At 43.4% G+C, this 15,671-nt stretch carries 15 protein-coding genes; 13 read left to right on the plus strand and 2 right to left on the minus strand.

Going from position 1 to position 15,671, the window contains the following annotated elements; genetic code table 11:
* The first annotated feature begins 51 nt into the window (after positions 1-51).
* The 13 genes from THMIRH_RS03650 (at position 52) to THMIRH_RS03710 (ending at position 14,247) form a co-directional block, all read left to right on the plus strand.
* Positions 52-837, plus strand: coding sequence for an RNA methyltransferase (locus THMIRH_RS03650; protein ID WP_173290816.1), 786 nt, complete (start codon positions 52-54; stop codon positions 835-837).
* The gene (gene cysE / locus THMIRH_RS03655) at positions 830-1,615 is read left to right on the plus strand and encodes a serine O-acetyltransferase (protein ID WP_173290817.1); all 786 of its coding nucleotides are present in this window, start codon (positions 830-832) and stop codon (positions 1,613-1,615) included. The genes THMIRH_RS03650 and cysE overlap by 8 nt, the downstream gene beginning before the upstream one ends.
* A gap of 89 nt (positions 1,616-1,704) precedes the next feature.
* Positions 1,705-2,133, plus strand: coding sequence for an Rrf2 family transcriptional regulator (locus THMIRH_RS03660; RefSeq protein WP_173290818.1), 429 nt, complete (start codon positions 1,705-1,707; stop codon positions 2,131-2,133).
* 63 nt (positions 2,134-2,196) lie between these two features.
* Complete coding sequence (locus THMIRH_RS03665; protein ID WP_173290819.1) at positions 2,197-2,523, plus strand: HesB/IscA family protein; 327 nt, start codon at positions 2,197-2,199, stop codon at positions 2,521-2,523.
* Positions 2,524-2,669: 146 nt separating this feature from the next.
* Positions 2,670-3,092, plus strand: coding sequence for a nucleoside-diphosphate kinase (gene ndk, locus THMIRH_RS03670; RefSeq protein ID WP_198415244.1), 423 nt, complete (start codon positions 2,670-2,672; stop codon positions 3,090-3,092).
* A 12-nt stretch (positions 3,093-3,104) separates the two neighbouring features.
* Entirely contained in the window at positions 3,105-4,220 is a 1,116-nt protein-coding gene (gene rlmN, locus THMIRH_RS03675) for a dual-specificity RNA methyltransferase RlmN (protein ID WP_279585851.1), read from the plus strand.
* A 34-nt stretch (positions 4,221-4,254) separates the two neighbouring features.
* Positions 4,255-4,656 (plus strand): helix-turn-helix domain-containing protein, encoded by a 402-nt coding sequence (locus tag THMIRH_RS03680; RefSeq protein ID WP_173290821.1) that lies wholly within the window; start codon positions 4,255-4,257, stop codon positions 4,654-4,656.
* 91 nt (positions 4,657-4,747) lie between these two features.
* Entirely contained in the window at positions 4,748-5,995 is a 1,248-nt protein-coding gene (hisS, locus tag THMIRH_RS03685) for a histidine--tRNA ligase (RefSeq protein WP_173292377.1), read from the plus strand.
* Between the two features lie 40 nt (positions 5,996-6,035).
* Positions 6,036-6,677 (plus strand): YfgM family protein, encoded by a 642-nt coding sequence (locus THMIRH_RS03690; RefSeq protein ID WP_173290822.1) that lies wholly within the window; start codon positions 6,036-6,038, stop codon positions 6,675-6,677.
* Positions 6,677-7,942, plus strand: coding sequence for an outer membrane protein assembly factor BamB (gene bamB / locus THMIRH_RS03695; protein WP_243831493.1), 1,266 nt, complete (start codon positions 6,677-6,679; stop codon positions 7,940-7,942). The genes THMIRH_RS03690 and bamB overlap by 1 nt, the downstream gene beginning before the upstream one ends.
* 41 nt (positions 7,943-7,983) lie before the next feature.
* A complete protein-coding gene (der, locus tag THMIRH_RS03700) occupies positions 7,984-9,426 on the plus strand; it encodes a ribosome biogenesis GTPase Der (RefSeq protein ID WP_173290823.1) in 1,443 nt (480 codons plus the stop codon).
* Positions 9,427-9,549: 123 nt separating this feature from the next.
* Entirely contained in the window at positions 9,550-13,395 is a 3,846-nt protein-coding gene (locus tag THMIRH_RS03705; protein WP_173290824.1) for a DUF3683 domain-containing protein, read from the plus strand.
* Between the two features lie 216 nt (positions 13,396-13,611).
* Complete coding sequence (locus tag THMIRH_RS03710) at positions 13,612-14,247, plus strand: hypothetical protein (RefSeq protein ID WP_173290825.1); 636 nt, start codon at positions 13,612-13,614, stop codon at positions 14,245-14,247.
* A 52-nt stretch (positions 14,248-14,299) separates the two neighbouring features.
* Here the strand turns inward: THMIRH_RS03710 and THMIRH_RS03715 are convergent, their stop codons facing one another.
* Entirely contained in the window at positions 14,300-14,629 is a 330-nt protein-coding gene (locus THMIRH_RS03715; RefSeq protein WP_173290826.1) for a NifB/NifX family molybdenum-iron cluster-binding protein, read from the minus strand.
* 316 nt (positions 14,630-14,945) lie between these two features.
* Positions 14,946-15,662, minus strand: a complete 717-nt coding sequence (locus THMIRH_RS03720) for a c-type cytochrome (RefSeq protein ID WP_173290827.1) — start codon at positions 15,660-15,662, stop codon at positions 14,946-14,948.
* Positions 15,663-15,671: the final 9 nt, after the last annotated feature.

Here is a 15,671-nt window from a genome sequence, read left to right on the forward strand (position 1 = left end):
AAAATGTTAAAGATTACGAATTGTACATTTCTATAATTATAGCGGAAAAGCATGACTGAAGATTACACAACGCATCCTAATTTAGCAAAAATAAAAATTGTGCTGATAGAAACCTCTCACCCAGGCAATATTGGTGCGGTGGCGCGTGCCATGAAAAATATGGGTTTGAGTCAATTAGTGTTGGTTAATCCCAAAGAATATCCCAGTCAAGTAGCCTCAGCAAGGGCATCGAGTGCGGCAGATGTGCTTAATAGCGCTCAAGTTTTTGCAACCTTAGAAGAGGCGGTTGCCGGCTGTCAGGTGGTGGTGGGTGCGAGTGCGCGTTTGCGCAAAGTGTCTTGGCCACAAATGGATGTTCGCGAAACGGCGGCAATGGCGATGCAAATTACCGATGCACAAGATGGGCAAATTGCCATTTTGTTTGGCCGAGAAGATTCGGGATTAAGTAACTTAGAAATGGATAAATGTCATTATTTGGCACACATTCCTTCGAATCCGCATTATTCTTCACTGAATATTGCCGCGGCGGTACAGGTATTTGCTTATGAGTTTTTAATGGCGGCTAATCTTAAAAATGAAGCGGAATTAAAGGGCTATAAGCATGATTTGGCCACGGCAGAGCAACTGGAAGGGTTTTACCAGCATTTGCAGCAAGGGTTAATTGATATAGCCTTTTTAGAAACCGCTAAAAACACCCGTTTTATGCGCCGTATGCGCCGTTTATTTAATCGCGCACAACTGGATGTGCGGGAATTGGATATTTTGCGGGGCATTTTAACGGCAGCGCAGCGCCAAGCCCAAAAATTAAAATCTTTATTGGAATCCAAAGATGTTTGAAAGAATTAAGTCGGATATTAATTGCGTTTTTGAGCGAGACCCTGCGGCGCGAAATAAATTTGAAGTGTTGACCACTTATCCGGGTTTGCACGCTATGTTGTTTTATCGCATGACGCATTTTTTGTGGCATAAAAACTGGAAGTGGTTAGCCCGCTGGCTGTCAGGGTTTGCGCGCTGGTTTACGGGCATAGAAATTCATCCAGCCGCCAAAATTGGCAATCGTTTTTTTATTGACCATGGCATGGGCGTGGTGATTGGTGAGACGGCAGAGATTGGTGACGACTGCACTTTATATCACGGCGTAACCTTAGGTGGAACCAGTTGGAAGGAAGGTAAGCGTCACCCCACACTGGGTAATGGGGTTGTGGTGGGCGCTGGGGCTAAAGTACTGGGGCCGATTGAGATTGGGGATAATGTCCGGGTGGGTTCTAATGCGGTGGTTTTAAAGTCCATCTCTGAAGGGCATACCGTGGTTGGGATTCCGGGGCGTGTGGTCGATAGAGAACGCACTGAAAAAGAAAAGCGTCGCCAAAAAATGGCGGAAAAAATGGGGTTTGATGCCTATGGTATCAGTCCTGATATGGAAGATCCGATTGAAAAAGCGATTTACAGTTTGCTAGATCATATTCAGGTGCAAGACGAAAAGTTGGATGCCTTGAATAAAGAAGTTAAGCGATTGGGTGGGCATGCGGTTGATATGGAGATGCCAAGTTTGCAAGAAGCGGTTCTGGAGCCAGAAGATCCTAAGCAAGCGGCGCATCTTCATAGTAAGGATTAAAAACATATTCCTAGGCGGATAAATCTTGAGTGATTTGCTGGGTTATTGTATAATCCTGACTCAAAACCTAGGAATTTAAGGATGTTTTTATGAAGCTCACCTCTAAAGGGCGTTATGCAGTGACTGCCATGTTGGATATTGCGTTAAACCAAGCCTCTGGTCCGATTACGCTTTCCATGATTTCGGAGCGCCAGGATATTTCATTGTCTTACTTAGAGCAAATTTTTGCCAAGCTTAAAAAGTCTGATTTAGTGCTGAGCGCGCGCGGCCCTGGGGGCGGTTATCGCTTAAGTCGTGACGCTTCACAAATCAGTGTCAGCCAAATTATCACGGCCATGAACGAGAATATGGATTCTCGAAAATGTAAAGGTAAGCAAAACTGTCAAGGTGGTGTGGAGTGTTTATCTCATGAGCTATGGTCGGATTTAAGCGACATGATTGATGGCTTTTTAGAGCATATTTCTCTACAGCAATTGATAGATAAGCGTTCTAAAGTTAAAGAAATAAAGTTTGCCTAAGACTTCCATTTTGGAATATGCTTAATTTAAAATTGAAAAAGTTAAATAAAACTAGGAAGTAATATGTCGGTTACCTTAACAGAATCTGCGGCGCAACGCGTTCGCACCATGCTCAGCAAAAGAGGGCATGGTTTAGGGTTAAAATTGAGTACCAAAGTCAGTGGTTGTGCGGGTTTCTCTTATGTTGTGGATTACGCGGATGAAGTCACTGAAGATGATGAAGTGTTTGAGAGCTTCGGTGTCAAGGTGGTGGTTGACAAAAAAAGCTTAACTAATGTGAATGGTATGGAACTCGATTATGTCAAAGAGAGTTTGTTGAATGAAGGGTTTGAATTTAATAACCCCAATGTCAAAGACAGCTGCGGCTGTGGTGAATCCTTTACGGTTTAATTGACACACCTTGTTGCCGGTAAAAGAGCCCTGCTAGAGTCAGGGCTTTTTTGTTTTTAGCCGTTGAGATTTTACTTGAGTGGTTTTTCTGCAATTTATTGGTTAGCTTGTTAAAATAGCGTTTTTTAAAATTCTTGGGAGTTCTCGTGTTAGAAACCACCTTTTCTATAATTAAGCCAGATGCGGTTAGCCGTAATTTGACAGGTCAAATTATCAGTAGATTTGAAGCCCAAGGTCTTAAAGTGGTTGCCTCCAAAATGTTGCAATTAACTCAAGCGCAAGCCGAAGGTTTTTATGCTGAGCATAAAGGCAGAGATTTTTACGAGCCTTTGGTGGCTTATATGATTTCGGGTCCGATAGTGGTTCAGGTTTTGGCCGGAGAAAATGCTATCGCTTTAAATCGTCAAATCATGGGTGCAACCAATCCAGAGAAAGCCGATATGGGAACCATTCGTAAAGATTTTGCGCTGAATATGCGTGAGAATTCGGTGCATGGTTCAGATTCTCCAGCCAGTGCGGCGCGTGAAATCAGCTATTTTTTCAGTCAAACTGAATTGTGTTTAAGATAAGGTTGTTGTGCGTTGAGTATTGCTGAAGTTTCACTAGGTTCGGTCACTTTTGAAAATAAAGTCGACCTGCTCGGTATGGATAGACAAGCCTTGGAAGCGTTTTTCACCAAAATTGGAGAGAAACCTTTTCGTGCCACCCAAGTCATGAAGTGGATTCATCAGTTTGGCGTGAGCGATTTTGAGGAAATGAGCAATTTAAGTAAGGCGCTTAGAGAAAAACTTCAGCAAAAAGCTGTGATACGCACCCCAAAGTTGATTGAAGAGCAGCGTTCCGCAGATGGCACGATAAAGTGGTTACTAGAAGTTGATAATCATAATTGTGTCGAAGCGGTTTTTATCCCCGAAAAATCTCGTGGTACTTTGTGTATTTCTTCTCAAGTTGGTTGTGCTCTGGAGTGTACTTTTTGCTCAACGGGTCAGCAGGGGTTTAACCGCAACCTAGAAAACTGGGAAATCATCGCGCAAATGTGGGTCGCAAACAAAGCCTTAGGTTGTAAGCCCAAAGAAGAGCGCATTATTTCAAATGTGGTCTTTATGGGCATGGGTGAACCTCTTTTGAATGTTACCCATACATTTCCAAGCGCCAGAATCTTGATGGATGACAATGCTTATGGTTTGTCCAAACGCCGTGTCACCATCAGTACCTCAGGGGTTGTACCTGCGATTGGCATGATTAAAGAAGAGTTAGATGTCAGTTTGGCCATCTCATTACATGCACCCAATAATGCACTGCGCGATATTTTGGTCCCAATTAATCAGAAGTATCCATTAGAGCAATTAATGCCCGCTTTGCATGATTATGTTGCTGATGGCCATAGCAAAAAGCACGTGACCGTTGAATATGTCATGTTAGATCAGGTTAATGATCGCTTAGAGCATGCGCATGAGTTAGTGGCTTTGTTAGGTGATTTGCCCTGTAAAGTGAATTTGATTCCGTTTAATCCTTTTCCAAACACGCAATATCAGCGTTCATCTAATAATGCCATTCACCGCTTTCAAGATGTTTTGATGCAGGCAGGGTTAAATTGTACCGTCAGAAAAACCCGCGGCGATGACATTGATGCCGCTTGTGGACAGTTGGCTGGCAAGGTCAAAGACAGAACCAAAAGAACCGCAGAAAAGCTTTAAGCTGATTGTTTCACCAAAAAAGGAAAAAAACACTATGACAGAACGCATTGAATCTTCAGAAAGCATCGAGTCTAGTGGGTTAAGTGAGGCTTTAAAAAAAGCGCGCTTACAAAAAAAGCTTTCATTGGTTCAGGTGTCTGAAACCCTAAAGGTGGCAGAGCGTCATTTAGCCGCGTTTGAAAATGAGCCGCTGAATTTAACCGTGCTAACACCGTTTCAAAGAGGCTACTTAAGAAATTATGCAGAACTCTTAGAGGTTTCTCTGCAGCCTTATGAGGCTGATTTGCAAGGTCAACCCGAGTTGGAATCCAGCTTAAAAACCATTGGTCAACAGCCTTCTCAATTGATGAAGTTGACTAACACCAAAATCCTATTGAGTCTGCTAATAGGTGTGATAGCGGTTTTAATTATTTACAGCCTTTTGTCAGGGATTTAGTTTCTGATAAACGGTAGGCGTTAAACGCTCAGCTGAGCGATAAAATTATCATAAAGGAAGTCAGGTGGCACAAATATCAGCCATTCGCGGCATGAATGATATTCATGGTCAACAAGCAATCGCATTTGATTTTGTAACCGAAACGGCACAGGCCGTTTTACAGCAGTATGGTTTTCAATCTATTCGTTTGCCGATTGTCGAAAAAACAGAATTATTTTGTCGCAGTATTGGGGAAGTCACCGATATTGTCGAAAAAGAGATGTACACTTTTAATGATCGTAATAATGACAGCTTGACGCTGCGCCCAGAAGGAACCGCAGGGTGTGTTCGAGCCGTGATTGAAAACGGCTTGGCTCATAACCAGATCCAAAAGCTGTTTTATATGGGGCCGATGTTCCGTTACGAAAGACCTCAAAAAGGGCGTTATCGCCAGTTTAACCAGTTTGGTGTTGAAGTTTTTGGGCTGGCTTCGGTGGATGCGGATGCCGAGTTGATTGCTTTGTCTGCACGCCTTTGGGAAAAATTAGGCTTAGAAAATCTTGAGTTGCAAATTAATTCACTGGGCTCTCAAGAGTCGCGTGCCGCTTACCGAGATATTCTGGTTGCTTACTTTGAGGCTCACCGTGCAGAGTTGGACGAAGACAGCTTGCGTCGTTTAACGACAAACCCTTTAAGAATTTTGGACACTAAAAATCCAGACTTAAAAACGCTGGTGGCCAATGCGCCAAAGTTGCTTGAGCATTTAGATGCAGAGTCTATTGAGCACTTTGAGCATTTAAAGAATCATTTAGAAGATTTAGGTATTGATTATGTCGTGAACCCTAACTTGGTTAGGGGTTTAGACTACTATAATCGTACGGTTTTTGAATGGGTTACCACGGAACTCGGCGCACAAGGAACGGTCTGTGCGGGTGGGCGCTACGATGGTTTGGTTGAGCAAATTGGCGGCAAGCCAACCCCAGCCGTTGGGTTTGCAATGGGTATAGAGCGCTTGATGGCTTTACTGATTGATCAAGGTGTTGTTCCTGAAACCAGTGCCCAAGACATTTATATGGTGTTAGTGGGTGAACAGGTTCAAAGACCGGGTATGGTTTTGGCAGAAAGTCTGCGAGATGCCTTTCCGGAATTACGCATTCAAATGAATTGCGGGGGCGGGAGTTTTAAGAGTCAGTTTAAAAAGGCCGATAAATCAGGCGCCTCGTTTGCACTGGTGTTAGGTGATGATGAAGTGACGCAACAAACTATTGTTGTTAAACCCTTGCGAACTGATCAAGCGCAAAAAGTGGTTGCATGGGATGCCCTTGTCGAAACTTTGGCCCAAGAATTTTCAGAAATTTAAAATCAACAAAAAATAAAAAATAAAGTGTAAGGAATAAGCAATGAGTCGTTATGAATCTGATGATGAACAAGTCCAAGCGTTAAAAGACTGGTGGAAAGCAAACGGCACTTCGTTATTGTCAGGCCTTTTGGCTATTTCAATTGCTTGGGCAGGTTGGAATTATTGGCAAAATCAAACCTTGTCTAAAGCCGTTATGGCCTCAAGTACTTTTGAAGTGTTGCAAATTAAGATGGAACAAGGTCAATTTGGGGATGTGGCGCGCGATGGTTTGAAGCTGATGGAAGAGCAGCCAGACAGCCCTTATGCGACAGGCACCGCTTTGCTATTGGCCAAATTTTATGCTGACAAGCAAGAGATGGATAAAGCAGTGGAGCAATTAGACTGGGTGATGGCAAATGCACCTGACTCAAGCTTAAAACTGATTTCTCGCTTAAGACTTGCGCAATTACAACAGCAAGCTGGCAATTTGGATGAGGCAAAAAATGCCTTAACGCAAGCAAAAACGCTTAAGTTATCAACTGCCGAGCAAGCGAATTTAGATTATGCCTTAGCGGAATTGTTTTTGGCGCAAAAAGATTTGGATCAGGCACGCACCCATTTAAAAGCAGTGCTGGATAATCAAGAAACTTCTACCAATCTTGCAACTTTGGCACGCTTGCAGTTGGATGACATAGCACAGTAATGAACATGATAAATTTAATTGGGTCGTTATTAAAACCTCAAACTTTTGTTTGGTTAATGGTTTCTATGTTGGGCTTAACGGCCTGTTCTTCTGCCAAGATTGTGCGTGTTCCGACACCTTTAGCAGAAATGTCATCCCCCTTAGAATTGCAAAGAGATTGGCAGTTAACTTTAGACCAGTTTGCCTATTCAGATAGCGAAGGGTTGTATTTTGGCGCTGACGACCAACAAGTTTATTTTGCAACCCCTTCTGGTTTGTTAACGGCAGTGACCAAATCAACTAAAACCCGTTGGCAGGATCAAATTGTTTGGCAACAAAAGTTTGATCAACCCTTGATTTCAGGTCCAACGGTTGAGGAAGAAAATCTCATCCTAGGCACTGCAAAAGGCAGTTTGATAGCCTTGTCGAAAAAAACGGGTCAGTTGGTTTGGCAAACACAATTATCCAGTGAGGTTTTAAGCCGTGCCGTGGTCGCTGATGGTGATATTTATGTTAGAACGGTGGATGGAAAATTAAATGCCGTTAAAGCGTCCACGGGTAAAGTTAAATGGGTTGTTGATCATCAATTACCTAATCTTTCTTTAAGAGGGATAGCACCGATTACCATTCATGATGATGTCGTTTATGTTGGTTGGGAATCGGGTTATGTTGAAGCCTTAAGCGCCAAGTCAGGTGAGCGTTTATGGCGTACTCAAGTGGCTATACCAAAGGGGCGTACCGATTTAGAGCGCATGGTCGATTTGCAGTCTCAATTGATTTTGACGCAAGGGCGGTTATTTGTGTTGGGCTACCACGGGCAATTAGTGTCTTTGAATCCTCAAACCGGTAATCTCTATTGGAGCAAGCCAGTGTCTGGCTTTAGAGATTTTGTGGTGGATGAAAGCCGGGTTTACTTGGTCGATGAAGACGATATTTTAAGCGCATTTGATGTGGCTAATGGCACAGAAGTGTGGCGCAAAGATGCTTATAAATATCGAGTTTTAACCGATGTGTTAAGTTACAACTCCGATCAATTGTTGTTGGCGGATGGTCAGGGCTATGTGTTTTGGATTGATAAAATTGACGGTTCAGAATTTGCCAGATCTCGGGTATCCAATAATTATGGAACCGGCGATAAAATTGTCCGCGTGATGCAGGACGACAACCGAATTTATATTCAAGATGTGGATGGTATCGTCAGTGCCTACCGTATTAAACCGTCTAATTGGTACCTTTTTAAACACCCAGAAGATCCTTTAAAAATAATTCAAAAATCAGCGCCTTAGTCTGATTTAAACTGTTTGCGGTTTCCGCAAGAGAGAGCATTGTGAGTAAACCTGTTATTGCCCTAGTAGGCCGCCCAAATGTGGGTAAGTCTACATTATTTAATCGTTTAACACGCACGCGTGATGCCATCGTGGCTGATTACCCGGGCTTAACCCGCGACCGCCAGTATGGTACGGGAAGAGTTGGTCATATCCCTTATATCGTGGTGGATACCGGCGGTTTGAGCGGTGAGGATGAAGGCGTTGATCCGTTAATGGCAAACCAAGTTAAAACCGCCATTGAAGATTCTGACGCGGTTTTGTTTTTGGTGGATGGTCGCACAGGACTTTTGCCTGCTGATGAAAGTATTGCCAAATACCTGCGCCAATTCAACAAGCCTATTCATTTGATGGTCAACAAAGCTGAAGGTCATGAGCGTGAGCAGATTACAGCAGAGTTTTATCAAATGGGCTTGGGAGATCCTTATGTGATTTCTTCCGCACATGGCGATAATGTTCACGAGTCTTTAGATGATATATTATCGAGTTTGCATAATTTTGACGAAGAACAAGCTGAGTTTGAATTAGACGAACATCCGGGGATTCGTGTCGCGGTTATCGGGCGTCCTAATGTGGGGAAATCCACCTTAATCAATCGCATGATTGGTGAAGATAGAGTGGTGGCATTTGATATGCCGGGTACCACGCGCGACAGTATTTTTGTACCTTTTGAGCGTGACGGCGATTTATACACGCTGATTGATACCGCAGGGGTGCGCCGCCGTAAAAACATTTCTGAAAAAATTGAAAAGTTCAGTATTGTTAAAGCCATTGAAGCCATGTCAGATTCCAATGTTGTTATTTTGGTAATGGATGGTTCAGAAGGGGTTACTGACCAAGATTTAACACTTTTGGGTTTAGCGTTAGAGTCAGGCCGTGGTTTGGTCATTGCCATTAATAAGTGGGATCACTTAACCCAAGAACAGCGCAATAAAATCAAGCATGAGCTTGAGTTTAAGTTGGTGTTCGTGGACTATGCTAAACAGCATTTGATTTCAGCCTTACACGGCACAGGGGTTGGGGATTTATTCCGTACAGTCAAAACCGTTTATGAAGCGGCCATGCGCAAGGTTTCAACCTCTGAACTTAACCGTGTTTTAGAGCAGGCTGTTTTAGATCACCAACCTCCTATGATTGGAACCAGTCGTGTCAAACTGCGTTATGCCCATTTGGGTGGCTTGAATCCGCCACGCGTGATTATTCATGGTAATCAGGTAGATAAACTGCCGAGCTCTTATGTGAAATATCTGATGGGTGTTTTCCGTAAAGCCTTTAAGTGGGTGGGCACCCCGGTGATGATTGATTTTAAAGTGACCGAAAACCCTTTCAAAGATCGCAAAAAAATGGTGATACATCGTAAGGGTAAATCGGAAGAGCAGGCCACGAATAATTTTATTAAACGCAAAAACAAGCGCGCTAAGCAACAGAAGCGCCGTGCAGAATAACCACATAAAATAAGGTATTTAGCGCGCCTTAAAACCTGTGACAATATTTTCAAAACCGACTTTAATAGTCGGTTTTCGCTTATAATACTTTACTAATATTTAGCTGTAAAACTTGGAACTCCTATGTCATCTAGAATCCGCGAAATCCCCTACAACTACACATCTTTCTCAGACAAAGAAATTGTTAAGCGTTTCTTGGGCGAAACTTGTTGGCAGACGATTGAGTCTTTAAGAGATTCTCGTGGTACTGGGCGATCGGCTCGTATGTTGTTTGAAGTGCTTGGGGATATGTGGGTGGTTACTCGAAACCCTTATATTCAAGGGGATTTAATTGAAAACCCCAAACGCCGTGATGCTTTGATTAAAGCGCTTTATCACCGATTACAGCAAGTTGAGAACCGTTTAAATGGTAATGAAGTGGCTGCAAACCTTTTGCAGAGCGTTCGAGATGCCGTCAAAATATTTGCCGATTGGTTTCCTGCGCAAATTGCCATGCGAGCCAAAGTTCGCAAAGAACTCAGCAAGTTTACCCGCACAGATAATATTGATTTTGGCGGGCTGGCGCGTGTTTCTCACGCAACTGATGCGACTGACTGGCGTGTAGAGCTGCCTTTGGTGGTGGTTTCGCCAGACACAGAAGCAGAAGTGGCTTATATCGTCGATGCGTGTATCCATTTAGGTTTGACTATGATTCCACGAGGTGGGGGAACAGGCTATACCGGTGGTGCGATTCCGTTACATCAAGAATCAGTGGTGATTAATACTGAAAAGCTTGAATATATGAGTTTGGTTGAGCAGGTTGACTTGCCTGGCATTGGAAAAGTGCCAACCATTCAAACGGGCGCGGGTGTGGTGACTCGCCGAGTTTCTGAGCAAGCCGAACGCTTTGGGTATGTATTTGCGGTAGACCCGACTTCACAAGATGCCTCTTGCATTGGCGGTAATATCGCCATGAACGCCGGTGGTAAAAAAGCCGTTTTATGGGGAACAACACTCGATAACCTAGCTTCTTGGAAGATGGTCATGCCAGATGCGCGCTGGTTAGAAATTGAGCGTCTGAACCATAATTTAGGCAAGCTACAAGATCAGAAAACGGTTTCTTTCCGTTTAACCCGCTATGAAAAAGACGGTAAAACCCCAGTGGGTGAGCCTACCTTTTTAGAAATGCCCGGCTCTAGTTTTAGAAAAGCGGGTTTAGGCAAAGATGTAACCGATAAGTTTTTAAGTGGTATTCCGGGCGTTCAAAAAGAAGGCTGTGACGGGATTATCACCTCTGCGCGCTTTATTGTGCATCGTATGCCTTCGCATACCCGTACCGTTTGCTTAGAGTTTTTTGGTACAGACCTCAGTTTGGCGGTACCTGCAATTGTTGAAATTACCCAATACATCGAGTCTAAAAAGCCTGAAGGGATTTTGTTATCTGGTTTAGAGCATTTGGATGACCGCTATATTAAAGCCGTTAATTACAACACCAAAGCGGATCGTAAAGGCTTGCCAAAAATGATTTTGTTGGCCGATGTCAGTGGTGAGAATGGTTTTGAAGTAGCCAAGGCTTGCCAAGAAATTGTCGATTTAGCCAATAAACGCAACGCCGAAGGTTTTATTGCGGTTTCTGCAGAAGCGCGTAAGCGTTTTTGGGCAGACCGTTCGCGTACCGCGGCGATTTCTAAACATACCAATGCATTTAAAATTAATGAAGACGTGGTGATTCCGCTAGAGAAACTCAATGAATATAACATTGAGATAGAGCGCATCAATATCGAGAAATCGATTGAGAATAAACTCGAAATTTTGGCCGCACTTAAGCAGTATTTTGCCGGTGATATTGCGGAATATAAAATCAAAGACGACTTTGAAACGGCCCAAGCACCGGCGCAACACTTTAATGCGAAGGTTGCCGGAACCCGCGCTAAATTAGAGCAAGTTGAGTTGCGTTGGAAAAGTGTGTTGTTAAATTTAGACACGCCGGTGACTGAGTTTCAAGGGCAATTATTTGACGAAGAGCGTGCGCACTTTAAAGAGGGCGATACCCTTTTGAATTTACTGTTGCGTCGTGAGTTGGTGATTTCTTACAAACAAGAAGTCTTGAAGTTTTTAAAAGAAACCTTTATCGGTAATGACTTTGAAGCGCTGCACAAAAAAGTCAAAACCCTGCATGGTGAGATTCGTAATGCGCGCTTGTTTGTGGCGTTACACATGCATGCGGGCGATGGCAATATCCACACCAATATCCCAGTGCACTCCAATAATTACGCCATGATTCACCAGGCCGAAGCGGTTGTTGACCGCATCATGGCAGTTGCTAAGCGCTTAGATGGGGTTATTTCTGGGGAGCACGGTATTGGTTTGACCAAGATGCAATATTTGGATGAATCTAAAATTGCCGCTTTTGTAGCCTATAAAAACGAAGTTGACCCAAATGGTCACTTCAACAAAGGCAAACTCATGCCAGGCTCAGGTTTGGATAATGCTTATACGCCCTCACTGCACTTGGTTCAGCAAGAAGCTTTAATTCTTGAAGCGCACGCTTTGGATGAACTCAATAACGACATTAAAGATTGCTTGCGCTGCGGTAAATGTAAGCCTGTTTGTCAAACCCATATTCCGGGTGCGAATTTATTATATTCACCCCGCAATAAAATTTTGGCAACAGGTCAAGTCATTGAGGCTTTCTTGTATGAGGAGCAAACTCGCCGCGGTATTTCATTGCATCACTTTGATGCCATGAACGATGTGGCAGATCACTGTACCACTTGCCATAAGTGTGCCAATCCTTGTCCTGTGGATATCGATTTTGGTGATGTGTCGATTCGGATGCGTACTATCTTGACAGACATGGGTCAAAAGCGCACCAGCTGGATGGTTAAAGCGGCTATTTACTTTTTAAACACCACCAATCCGCTGACGATTAATGTTTTGCGTAAAACCATGATTGGTTGGGGCGCTTTGGCGATGACAGCGGGTTACAAAGCGGGTCGTTTACTCGGTTTGGTTTCTCGCAAAAACAGTTTGCCATCTAGCACCTCAGAACCTGCGCCTATTCAACAGCAGGTGATTAACTTTGTGCGTAAGCCATTAAATACTGGGCCTAATCAAAGTAGTTATCGCCGAGTATTGGGTATTGAAGATGCAACCCAAGTGCCCATTGTGCGTCGAGCGGATGTCACTGAAGATGCTGAAGCCGTGTTCTACTTCCCTGGGTGTGGTTCAGAGCGTCTGTTTAGCGATATCGGTTTGGCAACCATTGCTTCTTTATATGATGCAGGGGTGCAAACGGTCTTGCCGCCAGGGTATTTATGTTGTGGTTATCCGCAAGCTGCAGCCGGTTTAGCGCATAAGAGCTCACAAATCACCACTGAAAATCGTGCTTTGTTCCATCGTGTGGCCAATACGCTTAACTATTTGGACATTAAAACGGTCATCGTATCTTGTGGAACTTGTTATGACCAGCTCACCAAATATGAGTTTGAGCGTATTTTCCCAGGTTGTCGTTTGTTGGATATTCACGAATTTCTAACCGAAAAAGGCATGGGGCTAGATAACGCGACGGGTAAAAAATATTTGTATCACGCACCTTGCCATGACCCAATGAAAATCATGGATGGTACGACCGTCGCGAAAGACTTGTTAAAATCAGAAGTGGGGTTTTCAGATCGTTGCTGCAGTGAAGCGGGTACTTTGGCAACCAGTCGTCCAGATATTGCGCACCAATTGCGTTTCCGCAAAGAGGCTGAATTGACTAAAGGTTTAATCAGTTTAACGGGTGAGTCGCGAGTTAAAGATGGCAGCGTTAAAATTTTAACGGCTTGTCCTGCGTGTCAACAAGGGTTAAACCGTTATGAAGAAGCGACCGGGTTACAAACTGACTATATCGTCGTTGAGTTGATGAAAAACCGTTATGGCGACCACTGGAACAAAGAGTTTATTCAAAAGCTTGAATCCGGTGGCGTTGAGAAAGTTTTGCTGTAACTTTCGTTTAAGCTAAGCAATCCATTCAAACCGCACACTGTGCGGTTTTTTTTGAGGTTCAAATTAAGTTTTTAAGCGTTAAAACACCCTAAAAATGACCAGGCCTGGTTAAAATTGTGGCTATTTTTGAATCAAATTAGCCTTTCTTAATGTGTTGTTATTCTCGACAAAGAGTGGATATAATCAATTCATTACCACAAAGGAGGGGTTGTAATCATGTCTAAGTTATCAATGGGATGGCAACATGCAGTATTGATTGGCAGTTTGAGTTTGGTTGGCATCAGTCAAAGTTTTGCTAAAGATGCTGATGTTCAGCAACAAGATTTGTTGAACCAAAAAATTCAACAAATCAATGTGTTGACACAAGAATATGCTGCTTTAAAAGAACAGTTGGTCGCAGCACAAACGACAATTGGCGAAATAGAAAAAGAACAAGCAGAATGTTTAAAGCAGAATCGCGCTTATCGCAACCCATTGAGTTTATCTGGCATGAGAGATTGGCGGTTGGTTCAAAAACTTCAAGATTCAGCCATCTATGGACAAGATCCTAAGAAAACCTATTTGGGCGTTTTGGATTTTTATGGAAAACATCGCGATTCGATTTTTAACCCAGAGTCACCTTATGGTGATGTGAGAAATCCGAATTCAGTTTGGAATTTGAATGGTTATTTCGGTAATCCAAATTCTCCGGCATCTATACACAATCCTTACAGTAAATCTCCACCGTTGCTCAAAAAATTTGGGAATGAGTATGGCGCTATTACCGCAAATGCAGCCTATCAAGACCTTAAACCAGTCGATCCCACTTGGTTAAGACAGGTACAACCCATTGTTTTGGAATATTCTAAATAATGATGTAACAGAGTTGAAAAAAAAGCCTCTCAAATTTGAGAGGCTTTTTTATTTAGGCCGGTGACATTTGTAAGTAAGCGAGCACAACACCGTCTGGGTCTGCGCCATTGGTGGCTAGGCATTGAATACCCTGATCGGTTAATTTGTGGCTCATGCCTTGCCCCAAACTTTCGCTGATTAAACAGTCAATACCATTAAGAGGGTGGCTTGGGAGTTTGGAAAGAGGCAGTTTAAGCATACTGAAAATTTCATCGGCCTTGAGGTGGATATGCTCTTTTTTGAGAATCTTTCGATTCAAAGTTTCGTATACCAAAAAGCTGTTACAGCCAGCAGCTGGGCCAGAAATTTTTTGGGTATTAGCACTGGAAACGGCGATTTTCATACATGAGCCTTCAAGGTATTGACGAGTGTTAGAGCGCGAAACAGGTGTTTTTAAATTACGCTCAAGAATGTAGTCATAATATCATTAAAAACGCTTATAGATAAATTAATGATGTTTATTAGGGCTTATGCACTTTTCTTTATACATAACCCTTTAAAGCGCCACAAAAAAACCTCGCAAGCGAGGTTTTTAGACTGAACTTTTGAGAGGGTTTCTTTATAAAGAAACCACCGTCATGGTGCTGAGCCACCACATTAAAGCGATAGACCCAAACGTGAGAAATAATCCCCACAAGATAGCTTTGATTCCTGTCATGTTATTTTCCTTTGCCACTGTCTAGGGCTGCATAATAATCGGCTAAAGCGGTGATTTCGGCATCGGTTAAATCATGGGTAAATTGCCCCATGCCTTCGTGGATGTCATTGGTGCGATGGCCTGCTTTGTAAGCGTGCATGGTGCGGATAAAGTAATGCGGTGTTTGTCCAGCCAAAGCTGGTGTTACCTCATTACCTTCGCCGTGTGCACCATGACAAGAAGCGCAGGGCGTAATCATGCGACTGGCATCGCCCTTGCGCACCAAACGATCCACTTTGGCAAACTCAGTGGGTTTAGCGGCATCTGTTTTAGGCAAGGTTTGTTGTGCATAATAAACCGCTAAATCCGCCATATCTTGCTGTGATAAGGCATGTGCGGCGGCTTGCATGACTGCCGACTTGCCATCGCCTTCATGACGTAAACCCGATTGATAATCTAATAACATTTTAAAAGTGTATTCGGGGGTATTGTCCGCTAAATTAGGCACATTTCGAGAAGGTGCGATGCCGTGGGCGCCATGACAAGTCATGCACATGGCATCACGGTGCAATTTTTCGCCCTTAAGCGCATCCCCTAAAGGCATGGCACTTTGCGTGGCATTCCATTGTGGAAGAGTCCAAGGGGTTGCCAAATTTGCGCCATGTTCATTGGCAAGACTTAAATGAGCAAAAGCGCCCAAGCTTAAGGCAAGGGTACTGATGAATAGTGTTTTTTTCATGTTTTAACT

The sequence above is a fragment of the Thiosulfativibrio zosterae genome, assembly GCF_011398155.1.
Classification (GTDB): Bacteria; Pseudomonadota; Gammaproteobacteria; order Thiomicrospirales; family Thiomicrospiraceae; genus Thiosulfativibrio; species Thiosulfativibrio zosterae.